This is a genomic window from Microtetraspora niveoalba (genome assembly GCF_001570405.1).
GTDB classification, from domain to species: Bacteria; Actinomycetota; Actinomycetes; order Streptosporangiales; family Streptosporangiaceae; genus Microtetraspora; species Microtetraspora niveoalba.
Genome location: NZ_BBYM01000033.1, coordinates 13,133 through 30,396, shown reverse-complemented (window position 1 = coordinate 30,396; position 17,264 = coordinate 13,133). Strand labels below are relative to the sequence as shown.

The 17,264-nt window shown below is 70.4% G+C and carries 17 protein-coding genes; 9 read left to right on the top strand and 8 right to left on the bottom strand.

Features of this window, described 5'->3' with window-relative positions:
- Positions 1-106 precede the first annotated feature (106 nt).
- The 3 genes from AWQ70_RS28710 (at position 107) to AWQ70_RS28700 (ending at position 2,583) form a co-directional block, all read left to right on the top strand.
- The gene (locus tag AWQ70_RS28710; protein WP_084517914.1) at positions 107-568 is read left to right on the top strand and encodes a DUF4307 domain-containing protein; all 462 of its coding nucleotides are present in this window, start codon (positions 107-109) and stop codon (positions 566-568) included.
- Positions 569-644: 76 nt separating this feature from the next.
- The gene (gene greA, locus AWQ70_RS28705; RefSeq protein WP_067182665.1) at positions 645-1,145 is read left to right on the top strand and encodes a transcription elongation factor GreA; all 501 of its coding nucleotides are present in this window, start codon (positions 645-647) and stop codon (positions 1,143-1,145) included.
- A gap of 166 nt (positions 1,146-1,311) precedes the next feature.
- The gene (locus AWQ70_RS28700; RefSeq protein ID WP_245647187.1) at positions 1,312-2,583 is read left to right on the top strand and encodes a C40 family peptidase; all 1,272 of its coding nucleotides are present in this window, start codon (positions 1,312-1,314) and stop codon (positions 2,581-2,583) included.
- Positions 2,584-2,694: 111 nt separating this feature from the next.
- Here AWQ70_RS28700 and AWQ70_RS28695 read toward each other — a convergent pair whose 3' ends face one another.
- The 5 genes from AWQ70_RS28695 to AWQ70_RS28675 all read right to left on the bottom strand — a co-directional run bounded on the left by AWQ70_RS28695 (position 2,695) and on the right by AWQ70_RS28675 (position 7,912).
- The gene (locus AWQ70_RS28695) at positions 2,695-4,245 is read right to left on the bottom strand and encodes a peptide ABC transporter substrate-binding protein (protein ID WP_067182659.1); all 1,551 of its coding nucleotides are present in this window, start codon (positions 4,243-4,245) and stop codon (positions 2,695-2,697) included.
- A gap of 247 nt (positions 4,246-4,492) precedes the next feature.
- Complete coding sequence (locus AWQ70_RS28690) at positions 4,493-4,981, bottom strand: cupin domain-containing protein (RefSeq protein WP_067182656.1); 489 nt, start codon at positions 4,979-4,981, stop codon at positions 4,493-4,495.
- Positions 4,972-5,538, bottom strand: a complete 567-nt coding sequence (locus tag AWQ70_RS28685) for a TetR/AcrR family transcriptional regulator (protein ID WP_218004697.1) — start codon at positions 5,536-5,538, stop codon at positions 4,972-4,974. Before AWQ70_RS28685 ends, AWQ70_RS28690 begins: the two co-directional genes overlap by 10 nt.
- Positions 5,539-5,808: 270 nt before the next feature.
- Positions 5,809-6,441, bottom strand: a complete 633-nt coding sequence (locus AWQ70_RS28680) for an acyl-CoA-like ligand-binding transcription factor (protein WP_067182649.1) — start codon at positions 6,439-6,441, stop codon at positions 5,809-5,811.
- Positions 6,419-7,912, bottom strand: coding sequence for a DHA2 family efflux MFS transporter permease subunit (locus AWQ70_RS28675; protein ID WP_067182646.1), 1,494 nt, complete (start codon positions 7,910-7,912; stop codon positions 6,419-6,421). Before AWQ70_RS28675 ends, AWQ70_RS28680 begins: the two co-directional genes overlap by 23 nt.
- 77 nt (positions 7,913-7,989) lie before the next feature.
- Between AWQ70_RS28675 and abmR the strand changes: the two genes are divergently transcribed.
- From abmR to phoH2, 5 genes are all read left to right on the top strand, one after another.
- On the top strand, positions 7,990-8,508 hold the full coding sequence (gene abmR / locus AWQ70_RS28670; RefSeq protein ID WP_067182643.1) for an ATP-binding transcription factor AbmR: 519 nt from the start codon (positions 7,990-7,992) through the stop codon (positions 8,506-8,508).
- 271 nt (positions 8,509-8,779) lie between these two features.
- The gene (locus tag AWQ70_RS28665; protein ID WP_067182639.1) at positions 8,780-10,573 is read left to right on the top strand and encodes a phosphoenolpyruvate carboxykinase (GTP); all 1,794 of its coding nucleotides are present in this window, start codon (positions 8,780-8,782) and stop codon (positions 10,571-10,573) included.
- 106 nt (positions 10,574-10,679) lie between these two features.
- A complete protein-coding gene (locus AWQ70_RS28660; RefSeq protein ID WP_245647186.1) occupies positions 10,680-11,216 on the top strand; it encodes a hypothetical protein in 537 nt (178 codons plus the stop codon).
- Between the two features lie 39 nt (positions 11,217-11,255).
- Positions 11,256-12,029: an isoprenyl transferase gene (locus AWQ70_RS28655; protein ID WP_066938244.1), complete on the top strand. Its 774-nt coding sequence runs from the start codon at positions 11,256-11,258 to the stop codon at positions 12,027-12,029.
- A 198-nt stretch (positions 12,030-12,227) separates the two neighbouring features.
- The gene (phoH2, locus tag AWQ70_RS28650; protein WP_281197121.1) at positions 12,228-13,532 is read left to right on the top strand and encodes an RNA 5'-3' helicase PhoH2; all 1,305 of its coding nucleotides are present in this window, start codon (positions 12,228-12,230) and stop codon (positions 13,530-13,532) included.
- Positions 13,533-13,573: 41 nt separating this feature from the next.
- Here phoH2 and AWQ70_RS28645 read toward each other — a convergent pair whose 3' ends face one another.
- Genes AWQ70_RS28645 through AWQ70_RS28635 form a run of 3 tightly spaced genes read right to left on the bottom strand, consistent with a single transcriptional unit; the run spans position 13,574 to position 16,223 of the window.
- A complete protein-coding gene (locus tag AWQ70_RS28645) occupies positions 13,574-14,125 on the bottom strand; it encodes a hypothetical protein (RefSeq protein WP_157530538.1) in 552 nt (183 codons plus the stop codon).
- The gene (locus AWQ70_RS28640) at positions 14,122-15,552 is read right to left on the bottom strand and encodes a sensor histidine kinase (protein ID WP_067182630.1); all 1,431 of its coding nucleotides are present in this window, start codon (positions 15,550-15,552) and stop codon (positions 14,122-14,124) included. Before AWQ70_RS28640 ends, AWQ70_RS28645 begins: the two co-directional genes overlap by 4 nt.
- On the bottom strand, positions 15,549-16,223 hold the full coding sequence (locus AWQ70_RS28635) for a response regulator (RefSeq protein ID WP_067182627.1): 675 nt from the start codon (positions 16,221-16,223) through the stop codon (positions 15,549-15,551). The genes AWQ70_RS28640 and AWQ70_RS28635 overlap by 4 nt, the downstream gene beginning before the upstream one ends.
- 261 nt (positions 16,224-16,484) lie before the next feature.
- On the opposite strand from AWQ70_RS28635, the gene AWQ70_RS28630 reads away from it, so the two are divergent.
- Complete coding sequence (locus tag AWQ70_RS28630) at positions 16,485-17,189, top strand: aggregation-promoting factor C-terminal-like domain-containing protein (protein WP_067182624.1); 705 nt, start codon at positions 16,485-16,487, stop codon at positions 17,187-17,189.
- Positions 17,190-17,264: the final 75 nt, after the last annotated feature.

The following is a 17,264-nucleotide window of genomic DNA, read 5'->3' as shown; positions in this document are numbered from 1 at the left end:
ATGTGTCCAGTCAGCTCCTCGAAGAGGTTAGCTTCTGGAGGGGGCGAGACCCCCGGGTTGGACAATTGTTTCGGACAACACCGTATGACCCCAGGGAGATTCCGCGATGGCCGCCGAAACCAGCAGCAGGCCCGGCGACACCGGTGACGGCGCCGGCGCGCCCGTGACCGCTCCCATCCTCGGCACGCCCGACGACTTCCCGGAGCGGCCGCGCGCGCGGGGGCGCCGCCGGCTCCTGGCGAACGTCGTCATCGGCCTGCTCGTCACCGTCATGGCGGGCGGCTGGGGGTACGTCATGATGGCCGCGCGGGGCAACCCCGACGTGCGGGCGGATGTGATCACCTACGACGCGAGCGTGTCCGACTCCGCCGAGGTCACCTTCACCGTCCACAAGCCCGCCGACAGCGAGGCGAGCTGCCGGCTGCGGGCGGTGGACGTCTACCACACCGAGGTCGGCAGCAAGGAGGTCGCCCTCCCGGCGGGCCGGTCGGACCTCACGCTCACCGAGCGGTTGAAGACGAGTGCGCAGGCCACGAGCGTGGTCGTCCAGTACTGCGATCTCGTATAGTGGAATCTTTGGGGAAGCGTTCGAAGGCGTTAACTTGTATGCCTTTCGAGTCACTTAGAGGAATCAAGGAGAGCCCGTGGCCGTCTCCCAGAACGACAACGTCACCTGGCTGACGCAAGAGGCGTACGACCGCCTCAAGGAGGAGTACGAGTACCTTTCCGGCCCGGGTCGCACGGACATCGCGAAGAAGATCGAAGCCGCCCGTGAAGAGGGCGACCTCCGGGAGAACGGCGGCTACCACGCCGCCAAGGACGAGCAGGGCAAGATGGAGGCCCGGATCTTCCATCTGCGTCAGATCCTGGACAGCGCCAAGGTGGGCGAGGCACCCCGCGCCGAGGGTGTCGTCGGTCCCGGTATGACCGTGACGATCCGGTTCGTGGGTGACGACGAAGAGGTGACCTTCCTGCTCGCCTCGCGTGAGGAGAGCGGAGCGCCCATCGACGTCTACTCGCCGAACTCGCCGCTCGGCTCCGCCATCAACGGCAAGAAGGTCGGCGACAAGGCGATGTACACGCTGCCGAACGGCCGCCAGAACGAGGTGGAGATCCTCGACGCCGTCCCGTACGTCGGCAACTAGAGGACGGTCCCGCTTTCACGCGTTTCGACCCGCCGGTACGTATTCGTACCGGCGGGTTTCGGCATGTGCGGCGATTGCGGTATTCGCCCCCGTACGGCAGTCTCGTTGATCGGGCTCGCTGATCCCTTCCTGGAGCGGGCCTTCGGGGCGGAGATGGGGTGGGACGGTGCTCGACCGGCGGCCGCGGTCCTCGTTGCGGACGAGCGTCGCCCGGGTCGTGTCGGAGACCCGGCAGGACCTCGCCTACCGCCCCCGGGTGTCCCGTGGCCGGCGCATGCCCCGCGCCGCCGTCCCCGTGATCGCGGCGCTCCTCGTCTCCGTGTTCACCGCCGACCTGGTGGTCCTCAGCCGCGACCCCGCCCCCGCCCCCGTACGGCGTGAGGCGGCGCGGGCCGGCGCGGAGGAGCGCGACCAGCGGGTGGCCTCGGCCGAGCAGGTCAAGGCGACGCCGCCGTCGGTGGCGCCGCTGAAGAAGCTGCGCGACCCGCACCTGTTCGTGGTGGCCCGCAAGCCGCTCCCCCCGGACGCGGTGGCGAAGGTGCGCGCGGTGAAGGGCGTGGCGGCGGCCGAGGTGACCGACGCCGCCGACGTCATGGTGGACGGCAAGCGGGTGCAGACCCTGGGGGTGGACCCGTCGACGTTCCGCCCCTTCACGCCGAAGACGACGGCGAGGTCGGACGCCCTGTGGAACAACGTCGCCTCCGGCGAGGTCGCGATCTCCTTCGACCTGGGCCAGGACGGCGGCATCAAGCTCGGCTCGACCGTCACGGGAGGGCGGCTGCGGCTGCGGGTCGGCGCGTACGCCACCATGGGCATGGGGTCGATCTCGGCGGTGGTGTCGCGGCAGACCGCGCGGTCGCTCGGCATCCCCGAGGGCAACGCCCTCGTCGTCAGCGCTCCCAAGGTCGACTCGGGCAAGCTGCGCAAGAAGCTGCTGAAGGTCCTGCCGAAGGGCAGCCAGGTGGCGACGATCAACCCGGTCGTCGTCCTGCCGCCGGGCCGGACCAGGTCGCAGAAGACGTGGCCGGTGACGGCGTTCATGTCGGTCGACCAGCTCAAGGTCGCGCTCCAGGCCGCGGTCGGCAAGCTGGGCCGCCCGTACGTGTGGGGCGCGGAGGGGCCGAACAGCTTCGACTGCTCGGGCCTGGTCCAGTGGGCGTACGGGCAGGCCGGGGTGCGGATGCCGCGGGTCACGCATCAGCAGTGGGCGACCGGGCCGCAGGTGCCCCTGTCCCAGGCCCAGCCGGGCGACCTGCTGTTCTGGCGGAACGACCCGACCAACCCCAACTACATCTCGCACGTCGCGATCTACTGGGGCAACGGCAAGATGTTGCACGCGCCGCGTACGGGGGACGTCGTCAAGATCGCTCCGATCTACACCCGGAACCTGGCCGGGGTGGTCCGGGTCAGTCCCTGGGTCGCCGCGCGGGTCCGCTGACCCGGGCCGTCGACGGACCCGGTGGCGGTGGTGCGATGCGCCCGTGCGGCCACCGGCGGCCGCCCCACGCCGTGACCCCGGCCGTTCACGGAAACCCGGCCGGGGAACGCGTCAGGCGAGCTTGACGGTCAGCGGGTCGAGCCAGCCGGTCGGGGTGAGCCCGGCCTTGGCGATGCGCTCGGAGAATCCTGCCTGCTGGCCGTAGTTCCAGAGCGGGATGGCGGGCAGATCCCTGACCAGCAGCGCCTCGGCCTGCTGGTAGAGCCTGATCGCCTTTGCCGAGGACCGCTGCCGGTCGGCCGAGCGCAGCAGCGCGTCGAACCGGGGGTTGCGGTAGTCGCCGTCGTTGGACACGCCGCCCGAGGAGTACATGGGGGCGAGCACGTTCTGGATGTGCGGGTAGTCGAGCTGCCAGCCCGCCCGGAACATGCCGTCCAGCCGTCCGCCGGTCACGGCGTCCCGGAAGGCGCTGAAGGTCGGCAGCGACTTGGCGACGACCTTCACCTTGCCGCCGAGCGTCTTGTTCACGCTCGCCGCGACGCGCTTGACCCAGTCGCCGTGCGCGCTGTCGGCGTTGTAGTACAGCGGGAGCACGGCCGGCGGCCGGAAGCCCGACGCCAGGGCCTTCGCCAGATGCTTGCGCGCCATGGCCGGGTTGTACGTGCACACCTGCCCGCAGGAGTCGCGCCTGCTGCCTTCGGCGGTGGGCGGGACGAAGGACCGGGCCGGGACGCGACCCCCGCCGAACACCTCCCTGGTGATCGTCTCCCGGTCGATCGCCATCGAGAGCGCCTTGCGGAAGTCGCTGTTCGCCGCGACCTTCGCGGGGAAGGTGACCACCTGGTTCACGTGACCCGCGCGGCTGATCACCCGCCCGCCCAGATCCTTCCTGAACGTCGCGATCTTCGTCGAGGGGATCAGGGTGGTGAAGTCGACGTCGCCGGAGCGCAGGTCGGCGTAGAGCACGTCCTCGTCGCGGTAGGCCCGGTAGACGATTCTCTGGACGGCCGGCTTGGCCCCGGGGTAGCCGTCGAACCGCTCCACCACGCTCTCCGACGAGGGCGACCACGAGACGACCCGGAACGGGCCGTTGCCGACGGGCTTCTTCCGGAAGCTCGCCGGGCTCTTGAGGATCGAGTCCGGCAGCGGGGAGAAGGCCGGCAGGCTGAGCCGCTTCACGAAGACGCCGAGCGGCGCGGACAGGGTGATGGTGAACGTGTGGTCGCCCGTCACCTTGAGTCCGGACATCTTCCGCTTGCCGTACCCCTCGATCTCCTCGAAGAGGAAGGAACTGTCCGTCTTCGTCGAGGCGGCCTGGTTCCATGCCTCGACGAAGTTGCGCGCCTTGACCTCGGTCCCGTCGTGGAACTTCCAGCCCTTACGCAGGGTGACGTGGTAGACCCGGTTGTCCTTCGTGATGATCGACGTGGCGACCGCGTAACGGGACCGGGACGTGCCGGGCACGTACTCGGTCAGACCGGTGAAGAGCGCGTCCAGCGGTTCGGAGCCGCAGGCGTCCACGGTGCCGACGTTCGAGACGTCGTACGGCTGGCAGGTTCCGACGACGATCTCCGTGGCGTTGTCGGCCCGCGCCGTGCCGGCCAGGGCCGCGCCGGGGAGCAGGGTGAGGGCCGCGACGGCGGCGAGTCTCCGACGAGACATTTCTGGCCTCCAATGGTGAAATTCCGGTCCAAAACCGGTAGATCACATTAGGGGCGGGAAGCGGATCCCTGCTCCTGACAATGGGCGCGACTTGGTCACGATCCGGCGAGTCACGATGTCGCCGGATCTCGGGGCGGGAGCCACGTTCGCACGCGCTTGTTCGGGCGGGGGCCCGGGACGGGCGGGCGGGCCGCCGCCCCCGCCGGACTGGAACGCCGGGGGCAGGAAAGATCAAGGCCAGTGGGGATCAGGACGCCTGGCGGTCGCGTGTCCAGGCAGGGCTGTCGAGGAAGTGGTTGTCGTAGACGCCCTGGGCGGCCAGCAGTTCCTCGAGGGTGGCCTCGCCCCTGCGGAGGCGGTCGAGCAGGCGGAAGTACTCAAAGCGCTGAATGCCGGGGGCGACGACGATGAGGAGGTCGGCGGTGTGGCCGGGGGCGGCGGCGAAAGCGTGAGGTGTCAGCGGGGGCACGGCCGCCACATCGCCCGCCGTCAGCGTCACGATCTCCTCGCCCGACAGGATGCGGGCCTTGCCCTCCAAGATGTAGAAGAGCTCGGTCGACGTGGCGTGGTGGTGGGGCACGGCGCCGTCCGCGCCTTCGGCGAGCGTCATCCTGACGGTGCTCAGCGCGCCGCCGGTGTCGCTGGAGTCGAGCAGCAGCCGCCCCGTGGCCGTGGGCGAGATGATGGTCTCGGCGTCGACCTCGCGGACGATGGCCGTTTCCGTGATCAGTGACATGCCAGGCTCCCTTCGAGCGCGGAGGACACGAGCCGCTCTGCGTAGGCTCGGTCGACCGGTGCGCCTGTGATCATTACTCGGTAGTAGAGGGCGCCGGCCAGCTGGTCGAACAGCGCCTCGGCGTCAAGGTCGGCGCGCAGCTCGCCGCGTACACGCGCGCGCTCGATCAGGGCCAGCGCGATGGTGTTGCGTTCGACGTACTGCTGACGGGTCATCCGGCCGATGTCCTCGTGCCTGGCCGCGGCCGCCACGAGTTCGCCGACGGCCCCTGCGGACGGGCCTTCGCGGCCGCCTGCCGCGCGCATGCGGTTGAGGCCCGCGGCGATCTTGTCCATGTAGTCGACGAGGTCGGTCCGGATGTCGCCGGTGTCGGTGATCTCGTCGTCGGCCTGCAGCCGGGCCACCACCGCGACGGCCAGGTGGTCCTTGGTCGGCCAGCGGCGGTACAGCGTGGTCTTGGCCACTCCCGCCCGCTCGGCCACCTCGTCGATGGACAGGCCGGCGTAGCCGCGTTCGAAGATCAGTGCGGCGGCGATCCGCAGCACTCGCTCGTCCACCTGCGTGTCGCGTGGTCGTCCGCGAGGCGCCATGGCGACCCCCCCTATTTCGAAACCCGTGTAGCGAAATAAAAGCTACGCCTCGCGAGCCAATTGCGCAACTCAAGTTTCGTAATTGGTGGGTGGGATCGCGGTTCGGAGGCTGCGTTCCGACGCGCTCGTTCGAGCGAGCGAGACTCGGAGAGCGCGACTCGGGCGAGGGGCGGTTCCGGCGGTGCGAATCGGACAGCTCGGACAGGGCGACTCGGACAGGGGGCTCGGGCGGGGGAGTCAGACGGGGAGGCCGCTTTCGAGGAGCGCCAGGGCCTCGTCCACCACGTCGGGCAGGGATCGCGGGCCGTCCGCGGTGCCCCAGCTGTAAAGCGCCGGGAGCAGCGCGCCGAGCACCGCGCCGGCGAGGGTCCGCACGGCGGGCGAGGTGCGGTCCCGGCCGGTGCGCTCCGCGATCACCTGGGCCAGCAGGTCCACCGTGGTCAGCAGGTTGTCCAGGCTGCGGGCGCGTACGGCGGGGATGCTCATCATCAGGCCGATCCGCACCCGGACCTCCTCCACCTCCGCCTCGGGAACCTGCGCGAAGGCCGCGCGTACGCCCCTGCGGATCGCGGCGAGCGGGGGCAGCTCCGGGGGCTGCGCGCGCACCGCCGCCATCAGCAGGGGGTCGTAGTCGTCCTGGATGATCAGGTCTTCCTTGGACGGGAAGTACCGGAAGAACGTGCTGGGGGACACCTCGGCCGCTTCCGCGATCTGCTCGACGGTGGTGGCCTCGTATCCCTGTTCGGCGAACAGTCGGAGGGCGTGCTCCTGGATCGCCCGGCGGGTCTTGGCCTTCTTGCGCTCGCGCAGGCTCGGGACGGCCCGCTCCGGCGAGTCCGCGGCCCGGTCAGCGCGCTGAGGTGAGCTCATGCACTGATTTTGCCGTCTTCCGGCGGGCCCCGGGAAGGAAGATCATCACCAGCAGGGCCACGACGAGGGAGCCGGCGCCGCACAGCAGGATCACGACGTCCATGCCGGAGACGAACGCCTCGCGAGCGGCGCGCAGGAGAACCGGGTCGCCGAGCGCCACCGCCGCCGTGACCGAGTCCCGGGCCGCCGCCGGGGCCCCGGACGGCAGGCCGCCCGCGTACACGGCGGAGAGGAGGCTGCCGAGCGCCGCGACGCCCATGGTCCCGCCGACCTGGCGCATCGTCTGGAGCGTGGCCGAGCCGGAGCCGGAACGCTCCTCGGGCAGTGTGGCGAGCACGCCGTCCATCGCGGGGACCATCGTGAGCCCGATCCCGGCGCCGACCACCGTCAGCCAGGTGGCGGCGAAGCCGTACGACGAGGCGGTCGAGGTGGTGGCTCCGGCGGCGAAACCGGCCGCGAGGAGCAGCAGGCCGGCGGTCATGACGGTCCGCAGCCCGAGGCGCTCGACCAGGCGCTCCCCGGCCAGGCCGCCGGCCATCAGCCCGGCCACCATGGGGATGAGCCGTACGCCGGTGCCGAACGCGTCGTGTCCCAGGACGGCCTGGAGGTGCTGCGGCACCACGAAGAGCAGGCCGGACATGACGAGGCTGACCAAGGTGGCGCCGATCGCGCCCCACAGGAACACGCGGCTGCGGAAGAACGCGAGGTCCATCATGGGCGCGGCGGTACGGCGTTCGACGGCGACGAAGACGGCGAGCAGCACGGCGCCGGAGGTCAGGCTGACCAGCACCGCCGGGTCGCTCCAGCCGTCGACCGGCGCCTGGATGACGCCGTACACGAGGGCGGCGAGGCCGGCGACGGAGAGCAGCGCCCCGGGGAGGTCGAGCCGTGAGCCGGACGGGCCGCGGGACTCCGGGAGGAGGACGGCCGCCGCGACCAGGCTGACCAGCACGACGGGGATGTTGACCAGGAAGATCGAGCCCCACCAGTAGTGGTCGAGCAGATAGCCGCCGACGACGGGGCCGAGCGGCAGCCCGAGCGCCATGGCGGCGCTCCACACGGCGATCGCCCTGCCGCGCTCCTCGGGCCCGAAGACGCTCGGCAGGATCGACATCGACAGGGGCATGATCAGGGCCGCGCCCGCCCCCATGAGCGCCCGCGCGGCGATGAGCGCGCCGGTGCCCTCCGCGGACGTCGCGAGCACGGACGCGACGCCGAACGCGGCGAGGCCGACGAGAAGGACGCGCTTGCGGCCGAACCGGTCGCCCAACGCGCCCGCGGGGAGCATCAGCGCCGCGAACGGCACCATGTACGCGTCGATGATCCACTGCAGCTCGCCGGTCGTGGCGCGCAGCTCGGTGGCCAGCGTCGGCAGGGCCACGTTGAGGATCGTCGCGTCCAGTCCGAGGACCAGGACGCTGAGTACGAGCGCGCCGAGGGCCCACCAGCGCGCGGAAGTGAAAGTCGCCATGAATTGAAAGTAACTCTCATTTGAGGGGAACTGTCAATCTCTCGCCCTCTGATGGATGCCCATGTAATCTCGATTACATGGATACGGATGAGCAGGTACGAGGCTGGTTCGCCGGGCGGCTGCCCGAGGGCTGGTTCACCGGAGCGCCCGAGGTGGTGCTCGACCGCGAGGAGATCGCCGTCGTCGGCGCGGTGCCGCCGCTGACCGGCGCCGGCGGCCTGCCCGAGCCGGAGCGCACCGCCGCGGTGGAGGGCTACATCGAGCGGTTCCGCGAGGAGACGAGGGAGCGCCGGATCGAGATCGCCCGGGAGGCCGAGAACCGGTTCCGGCGGAAGGTCTCCTGGGGGGTCGTCGCCGAGGGCAGGAGAGTGATGTTCACCACGTTGTCGGTGCCCGTCATGACCCGCCTGCGGCAGCCTGAGCGGCAGGTCCTCGACACTCTGGTCGCCGCGGGAGTCGCCCGCAGCCGCAGCGACGCGCTGGCCTGGTGCGTCCGTCTCGTGGGACGGCACACGGACACCTGGCTCGCTGACCTGCGGGATGCCCTCCGGCATGTGGACCGGGTCCGCGCCGCCGGGCCGGATCGCGTGGACTAAACCAATAACGGAAATGGTCTGGACCACTCCCCGTGGCCTATACCAATATCGCCCGACGGAGTTGATCGAGGGCCCGGAACTTGTTTCTTTAATGTGCTCCCATGTGGGTAGGCTCCACGAACCGTCACGGCCCCTGCCTGGACAAACATCCATTCCGGGGCTGTGAGGACCTGAATGCCGCCGCTTATGGACCGTGGTCTATGCCAATTGGATTCCGCGGCCATTCGTCGTCAATGATGATTTGGTCCTTCGAGAAAAAGGAGCCGGTTCCGTGTCCGTATCAGCAGAGGTACGCGTCCCGACGACTCACGCCGAGCTGGCCGCCTGGGTGAGGGAGATCGCCGAGCTGACCCAGCCCGACAGGGTCGAATGGTGTGACGGTTCCGAGGCCGAGTGGACTCGCCTGACGAACCTGCTCGTGAAACAGGGCACTCTCACGCGGCTGGCCAAACGGCCCAACAGCTTCCTCGCGACCTCCGACCCCGGCGACGTCGCCCGGGTCGAGGACCGCACGTTCATCTGCTCGGAGCGGCCCGAGGACGCGGGACCGACGAACAACTGGATCGCCCCCGACGAGATGCGCCGCACGTTCGGCGAGCTCTTCAAGGGCTGCATGCGCGGTCGCACGATGTACGTCGTGCCGTTCTGCATGGGCCCCCTGGGCGGCAACATCTCCCAGCTCGGCGTGGAGATCACCGACTCGCCGTACGTGGCGGTCTCGATGCGGATCATGACGCGCATGGGCGAGGAGGCGCTGCGCCTGATCGAGGAGCGCGGCGACTTCGTCAAGGCCGTCCACTCCGTGGGCGCCCCGCTGGCCGCCGGCCAGGAGGACGTGCCCTGGCCGTGCAGCGACACCAAGTACATCAGCCACTTCCCGGAGGCCCGGGAGATCTGGTCGTACGGCTCCGGCTACGGCGGCAACGCGCTGCTGGGCAAGAAGTGCTACGCCCTGCGCATCGCCAGCGTGATGGCCAGGGACGAGGGCTGGCTGGCCGAGCACATGCTCATCCTCAAGCTCACGCCGCCGAAGGGCGAGGCGCGGTACGTCGCGGCGGCCTTCCCCTCGGCGTGCGGCAAGACCAACCTCGCGATGCTCCAGCCGACGATCCCCGGCTGGAAGGTCGAGACGATCGGCGACGACATCGCCTGGATGCGGTTCGGCCCCGACGGCCGGCTGTACGCGATCAACCCGGAGGCCGGGTTCTTCGGCGTCGCGCCCGGGACCGGTGAGACCACCAACGCCAACGCGGTCCAGACGCTCTGGGGCAACAGCATCTTCACGAACGTCGCGCTGACCGACGACGGCGACGTGTGGTGGGAGGGCCTGACCGACGAGCCGCCGGCCCACCTCACGGACTGGAAGGGCCGCTCGTGGACGCCCGAGTCGGGCGAGCCGGCCGCGCACCCGAACGCGCGCTTCACCACCCCGGCCGGGCAGTGCCCGACCATCGCGCCGGAGTGGCAGGACCCGGCGGGTGTGCCGATCTCGGCCATCCTGTTCGGCGGGCGCCGGGCGACGGCCGTGCCGCTCGTCACCGAGTCGCTGAGCTGGCAGCAGGGCGTCTTCCTCGGGGCCAACGTGGCCTCGGAGAAGACGGCGGCGGCGGAGGGCAAGGTCGGCGAGCTGCGCCGCGACCCGTTCGCGATGCTGCCGTTCTGCGGTTACAACATGGGCGACTACTTCGCCCACTGGATCGAGATCGGCAAGCGGGCGGGAGCGCAGCTTCCGCGCATCTACTACGTCAACTGGTTCCGCAAGGACGCCGGCGGCCGCTTCCTGTGGCCGGGGTTCGGCGAGAACAGCCGGGTGCTCAAGTGGATCGTCGGCCGGCTGAACGGCGAGGAGGAGGCGGTGCCGAGCCCGATCGGCAACCTGCCCGCCGCGCTGGACACCGAGGGCCTGGACGTCTCCGAGAGCGACATGGCGGAGCTGCTCAGCGTCGACCCGGAGGTCTGGCGTGAGGAGGCCGCGCTGGTGCCGGGCTTCTTCGAGACCTTCGGCGACCACATGCCCAAGGAGCTCTGGGACGAGTACCGCGCCCTCGTCGCGCGCCTCGGCTAACTCTGAATTGCCCGTTTTGGGATGTTAGCGGCGGGGCGTCGCGGATAGCGTGTGAAACGTGCAGGGGCTACGGTGCGTGGACGGATCATACCTTACCGTTAATCCGGTGCCATGCCGAGACAGGCTCGGCGTCCCGTACGAGGTGACGCTGGAGCTGTACCGGGACGGCCTGCCGTACGGGACGGTCGGGGAGCGGTGCGGCTGGTTTCTGGCCAGACTGGCCAGGGTGATCGCGGACGCGAGAGCGGACGCCGGTCCCCAGGCCGTCGCCTGGCCGGATCCGGAGGACCGCTTCCCCGGAGGCGAGGGCGAGCTCTTCGCCTTCCGCCATCGCGGCAGGGGTGACGTGGCCGGCGGCGGTGAGCTGCGCTGCCAGGTGCGCACCCTGCCGTCGTGGATCCCCGCGCGCCGGCGGCGCGGCGGCCGTCCCCCGCTGGGCGAGTGGCGCGTGGTGCGCCGCGCCTTCCTCGAGGCGTGGGGCACGAGCGGCGTCGGCATGCGCGCCGAGCTGACCTCGGGCCGTCTGTCCGCGTTCGTCGAGGGTTTGGTCGGCGACGCGGAGGAGCGGCTGGGCTCCGGGTTCGAGATGGAACCCAACAGCAACCTCGTGAACGGAGCGGTCAGGGTCTCGCGGCCCCGATAATTGACCGGAGCCACCGGGTCGCTAAGGAAGAGGGCTTGCATGGGCGTGCGCGATCTCGTGTACAAGCTGTACGAGCGCAGGCTCGAGCGTAAGCTCTCCGGACCCGGCAGTACGGCGCAGATCCCCCGGCACGTCGGCGTCATCGTCGACGGCAACCGGCGCTGGGCCAGGGCCATGGGCCTGCGGGACGTGAACCGCGGGCACCAGAAGGGCGCCGACAAGATCAGCGAGCTCCTGGGGTGGTGCCGGGAGGCGGGCGTCGAGTACGTGACGCTCTGGCTGCTCTCCACCGACAACCTGTCACGGGACCAGGCCGAGCTCCAGCCGCTGCTCCAGGTGATCGAGGGCCTGGTGCGGGACCTCGTCGAGCAGGGATGGCACGTCAATCCCATGGGCTCGCTCGACCTGCTGCCCGATCACACCGCTCGTGTCCTGAAAGATGCAAAAGAAGCCACATCGCACCGCCCTGGCCTGATTGTGAACGTGGCCGTTGGGTATGGAGGAAGACGTGAGATCGCTGATGCGGTGCGCTCTCTCCTCCAGGAGCACGCAAGCAAGGGCGCGAGCATCGAGGACCTCGTCGAGGTCCTCGACGTCGAGCACATCGCGGAGCATCTCTACACGCGCGGACTGCCCGACCCGGACCTCGTCATCCGGACGTCGGGAGAGCTGCGGCTCTCCGGATTCCTGCTCTGGCAGAGCGCCCACTCCGAGTTCTACTTCTGCGAGGCCTACTGGCCTGACTTCCGCAGAGTCGACTTCCTGCGGGCGCTCCGCTCGTACGCCGCGCGGCATCGTCGGTACGGTTCCTGAAACGGCACATGAACGCTCCCTTTCGGTCACAGTTTCACTCTTGGGATCAAAGGGAACGTTACGTACCGTAATGGGAGAGGGCCTGTCCTTGATCGTGAGGGGGGCCGGGAGCCCGGTCCGCTTCCGCGGGGCACGGGTCCGGTCCGTTCACCACCATTCACGGCAGGGCGCCCCTCCCAGGCGCCCGGGGGAGAACGCGTGGCACAGTCCTCGAGTAACCCATCCCGCACCTACATCCTTGACACCTCCGTCCTGCTCGCAGACCCGGCGGCGATGAGCCGCTTCGCGGAGCACGAGGTCGTCATCCCGGTCGTCGTCGTCACGGAGTTGGAGGCCAAGCGGCACCATCCCGAACTCGGCTACTTCGCCCGCGAGGCGCTGCGCTTCCTCGACGACCTCAGGGTGCGGCACGGGCGTCTCGACGAGCCCATGCCGATAGGTGACGGCACCATCCGGGTCGAGCTCAACCACAGCGACCCGTCGGTGCTCCCCGCGGGGTTCCGGCTCGGCGACAACGACACCCGCATCCTCACGGTCGCCCAGAACCTGGCGGCCGAGGGCTGCGACGTGGTGCTCGTCTCGAAGGACCTGCCGATGCGCGTCAAGGCCGCCGCGATCGGCCTCGCCGCCGAGGAGTACCGCGCCGGCATGGTCGTCGAGTCCGGCTGGACCGGCATGGCCGAGCTCCAGGTGACCGACGAGGACGTCGAGGTTCTCTTCGAGAGCGGCGGCGCCGACCTGGAGGAGGCGCGCGACCTCCCCTGCCACACCGGCCTGCGGCTGCTCTCCAGCCGCGGCTCCGCGCTCGGCCGCGTCATGCCGGACAAGTCCGTACGGCTGGTCCGCGGCGACCGCGAGGTGTTCGGGCTGCACGGCCGGTCGGCCGAGCAGCGCATCGCCCTCGACATCCTCATGGACCCCGAGGTGGGCATCGTCTCCATGGGGGGACGCGCGGGCACCGGCAAGTCGGCCCTGGCCCTCTGCGCGGGCCTGGAGGCCGTCCTGGAGCGCCGCCAGCACCGCAAGGTCATCGTCTTCCGCCCGCTGTACGCGGTGGGCGGCCAGGAGCTCGGCTACCTCCCGGGCTCGGAGAACGAGAAGATGGGGCCCTGGGCCCAGGCCGTCTACGACACCCTCGGCGCGGTGACCACGCCCGAGGTGATCGAGGAGGTCCTGGACCGGGGGATGCTGGAGGTCCTCCCGCTCACCCACATCCGCGGCCGGTCGCTGCACGACGCGTTCGTCATCGTGGACGAGGCCCAGTCGCTGGAGCGCGGGGTGCTCCTCACCGTGCTGTCGCGCATCGGCGCCAACTCGCGGGTGGTGCTCACCCACGACATCGCCCAGCGTGACAACCTGCGCGTGGGACGGCACGACGGCGTGGTCGCGGTGGTCGAGAAGCTCAAGGGGCACCCGCTGTTCGCCCACATCACGCTCACCAGGTCCGAGCGGTCGCAGATCGCCGCGCTGGTGACCGAGATGCTGGAGGACATCACCTTCTGACACCCGCTCTCGCCGGGGAGGCCGCCCGCCTCCCCGGCGGGTCAGGGCGGGAGGTGGCCGTTGCGCGGGGCGAGGTCCCAGTACTCCCGGCAGGTGTGGATCTTCAGCGTGCCGCCGTCGCCCTGGGCGATCTCCACGGCCCAGATCTCCGGGCGCAGCCGTGCCGTACAGGTGATCTGGGCCATCGCGATCCTGGACATCCGCGGCCCGCTGACGAACACCCGCAGCCGCAGCCCGGCGCTGTCGGGGTCGTTGCGCGTGCTCGGGTCCGGCGTGTACCGCACGAGCTGCACCTGGGCCAGCCGCATCCGGGAGAGGGACGTGCCGATGCCCCTCGGCGGGCGCCGGCCGGCGCCGAAGAGCGCCGAGAGCACGTCGTTGACGCGGTTGGACGCCGCGGCCACGCTGACCGGCTCCAGCCGTCCGGACCGGACGAGGTAGACGCGCACGAGCGTCGAGTTCCCGCTGATGACCGGGGGCGGTCCCTTGTCGTTGACCCTGGTCGGGTCCACCCCGCATGCCGCCATCGCGGCGACCAGCAGGACGGCCGCCACGGCGCGGGTGAGCGGGTGCGGAGAGAGGGTGCGGGTCATGGTGCCGGGATCCACAGCGTGAAGAGGGTGCCGGGCTCGCACCGCCTGACCTCGATGGTGCCGCGGTGCAGCTCGGCGTTCGCCTTGGCGATGGCGAGGCCCAGGCCGCTGCCGACGCTGCGCGCCCGGCCCGCACCCGCCTTGTAGAAGCGCTCGAAGACGTGGGGGAGGGATCGCTCGGGGATGCCCTCCCCGTGGTCGCGTACGGTCACCTGGAGGCCGCTGGGGCGCACCCTGGCGCTCACCAGCACCGGCGGGGCCCCGTGGTGCAGCGCGTTGCCGACGAGGTTCGCCACGATCACGTCGAAGCGCCGCGGGTCGAGGGAGAACGTCAGCCCGATCGGGACGGTGAGCTTCACCCGGTCGCTCCAGCCGCGCACCTCCAGGCAGTCCGCCAGCGTGTCGCCCACGTCCACGTTCTCGCGGCGCAGGACGGCGGCGCCGGAGTCGAAGCGGCTGACCTCGATGAGGTGCTCCACCAGGATCTTGAGCCGGTCGATCTCGCGCAGCACGATGCGCACCGCCTCGCCCGCGTCCTCCGGCAGGCCCTCCGCCTCCTCCGACAACATGTCGGTGACCGCCGTCATCGCGGTGAGCGGGGTGCGCAGCTCGTGCGAGACGTCGGCGACGAACCGCCGGGACATCGCCTCCAGCGTGCGCAGCTCCGACACCTTCTCCTCAAGGGCCTCCGCGGTCTCGTTGAAGATGGCGGTGAGCTCGGCCAGCTCGTCCTTCCCGCGTACGGGGAGCCGGATGTGCAGCTCGCCCGCGCCGAGCATCCGCGCGGCCGTCCCGAGCCTGCGCACCGGCAGCAGGACCCGCCAGGCCGACAGCAGCGCTACGGTGAGCGCGATGGCCAGCGTGATCCCGGCCGCCTGGAGGAGCGAGCCGCGCAGCCGGTTGAGCACGCCCTCCTCGTCGCTCAGGGAGACGAAGACGTAGGCGTTCAGCCCGGTGCCGCGTACGACGCCGTTCTGGTTGGCGCGGTGGATCTGGGTGGCGACCAGCAGCCACGGACGGTCCTTCAGCCGGAGCCGCTGCGCGACCAGGCGTCGCGTGGCCTGCCAGCGGAGCTGGTCGGGCACGTCGTCCATGGTGAAGGGCGCGCCCCGGCTGGCCTGGCTGTGGCCCCCGTAGGCGACGATCACCACGCGGTCGGGCCCGTTGAGCGTGTTGACGAGGTCGCCGAGGTCCTCGTCCGTGACGGTGGAGTCGCTGGGCCACACGACGTCGCTCGCGCCGGCCGGGAGGGTGACCCGTGACAGCGTCTCGCGCACGTCCGAGACCGAGATGCGTTCCACCCTGTCCAGCAGCTCCCTGCGTACGAGCTGGTAGCCGAGCCCGGCCACGGCCGCCGAGGCGGTGATCGCCACCAGCAGGAAGGTGACCACCAGCCGGCCGCGCAGGCCGGTGGGAACCCAGCTCATGGGGGGCTGAAGCGGTACCCGAAGCCGCGGACGGTGTGGATGAAGACCGGCTCGGCCGGCACCGGCTCGATCTTGGCCCTGATCCGCTGGACGCACGCGTCGACGAGGCGCGAGTCGGCCACGTGGGAGTGGTCCCAGACGGTGCGCAGCAGATAGCGGCGGTTGAGCACCTGGCCGGGGTGGCGCACCAGTTCGAGCAGGAGGCGCAGCTCCGTCGGGGTGAGGTGGATCTCGCGTCCCTTGAGCGTCACCTTCAGCGCGCCCCGGTCCACGAGCAGGTCACCGAAGCTGATCCGGTCGGACGAGGCGGACTCCATCCGCCGCAGGACCGCGCGGATGCGCGCGTCGAGCACCCGCGGCTCGACCGGCTTGACCACGTAGTCGTCCGCGCCCGCCTCCAGGCCGACGACCACGTCGAGGTCGTCGCCGCGCGCGGTGAGCAGGATGACCGGCAGCGAGTCCAGCTTGCGGATGCGGCGGCACACCTCGACCCCGTCGATGCCGGGCAGCATCACGTCGAGGATCACGATCTCGGGACGTCGCGCGCGTACGTGCGCCAGGGCCTCCTCTCCGGTCGCGTACGCGGTCACGGAGTGGCCCTGCCGGGTGAGCGCGAGTTCGAGCCCCGTACGGACGGAGGGGTCGTCTTCGACCAGGAGGATGCCAGCCACGCGGACATTATGGACTGAATGTCGGGAATTTCTTTGGGTGTCATGAAACCGTGACGCGGCACGCACCTGGCCACGACGAAAGCCTGTGCATGCTCGCGAGGGGTCCTCCCTTCGGTGCGGGGGTCCGAGGGGCGGACCCTGTGAGCAAAATCACACAACGGAGGAAAGCCCATTTCCGGGCGGTTAGGGCAAAGAATTCGCCAACGGACTTCCTTGTTCCGGTTGCGCGGTACCCCATGGGACACGGCAAGCTCATAGGTCGTGAGGTCAGGTCAGCAGCTGCAGGAGCGCCCGTCGCGCTCCCGTTCCAAGCGCCGGTCGGGTCCGAGACTGCTGACCCCCAAGCGCGTCATCATCCTCGGCGTCTCCCTGGTCCTGGTCGGCGCCGGCACCACCTATGTCGTCCGTACGGCCATCGAGAACGCGAAGGCGCCGCCCGCGCCGCTGGCGCTTCCCGATCTCCTCGCCGCCGACCCCTCCTTCGCCGACCCGGCGCTCGACGCGATGAAGGCGCAGGCCGCGCAGTCGCTCAAGGCCGACAAGCTGAAGGAGGCCCGCGACGGCCTCAAGCCGGGGGATCTCGACCCCGTCAAGATCGTGCGCGAGGCGCCCGGCGGCGGCGGGTTCAACCCCGCCGACTTCCCGCCCGGCTCGAAGCCCGACCCGGGGAGCAACAAGGCCATAGGCAGGGAGATGGCCGCCGCACGCGGCTGGGGCGACTCCGAGTGGGGCTGCCTCGAACGCCTCTGGGACAAGGAAAGCCACTGGAACGAGCGGGCCATGAACCGCTACAGCGGCGCGTACGGCATCCCCCAGTCGTTGCCGGGCAGCAAGATGGCCAGCGCGGGCGGCGACTGGCAGACCAACCCGGCCACCCAGATCAAGTGGGGGCTCGGCTACATCGCCGGCCGCTACAAGACCCCCTGCGGGGCGTGGGGCCACTCCCAGTCCGTCGGCTGGTACTGACCGGGCCGCCCCCTGAGCGGGGCGGACACCCCTAGACCGGGTCAGGTTTGGTCGACCTTTCGGCAAGTCGGGGAA

Excerpts from the sequence above, each read along its gene's own strand:
- AWQ70_RS28695 (WP_067182659.1), bottom strand. The coding sequence starts at position 4,245 with ATGTCTCGTCGGAGACTCGCCGCCGTCGCGGCCCTCACCCTGCTCCCC.
- AWQ70_RS28680 (WP_067182649.1), bottom strand. The coding sequence starts at position 6,441 with ATGAGCTCACCTCAGCGCGCTGACCGGGCCGCGGACTCGCCGGAGCGG.
- AWQ70_RS28690 (WP_067182656.1), bottom strand. The coding sequence starts at position 4,981 with ATGTCACTGATCACGGAAACGGCCATCGTCCGCGAGGTCGACGCCGAG.
- AWQ70_RS28655 (WP_066938244.1), top strand. The coding sequence starts at position 11,256 with ATGGGCGTGCGCGATCTCGTGTACAAGCTGTACGAGCGCAGGCTCGAG.
- AWQ70_RS28640 (WP_067182630.1), bottom strand. The coding sequence starts at position 15,552 with ATGAGCTGGGTTCCCACCGGCCTGCGCGGCCGGCTGGTGGTCACCTTC.
- abmR (WP_067182643.1), top strand. The coding sequence starts at position 7,990 with ATGGATACGGATGAGCAGGTACGAGGCTGGTTCGCCGGGCGGCTGCCC.
- AWQ70_RS28645 (WP_157530538.1), bottom strand. The coding sequence starts at position 14,125 with ATGACCCGCACCCTCTCTCCGCACCCGCTCACCCGCGCCGTGGCGGCC.
- AWQ70_RS28710 (WP_084517914.1), top strand. The coding sequence starts at position 107 with ATGGCCGCCGAAACCAGCAGCAGGCCCGGCGACACCGGTGACGGCGCC.
- AWQ70_RS28675 (WP_067182646.1), bottom strand. The coding sequence starts at position 7,912 with ATGGCGACTTTCACTTCCGCGCGCTGGTGGGCCCTCGGCGCGCTCGTA.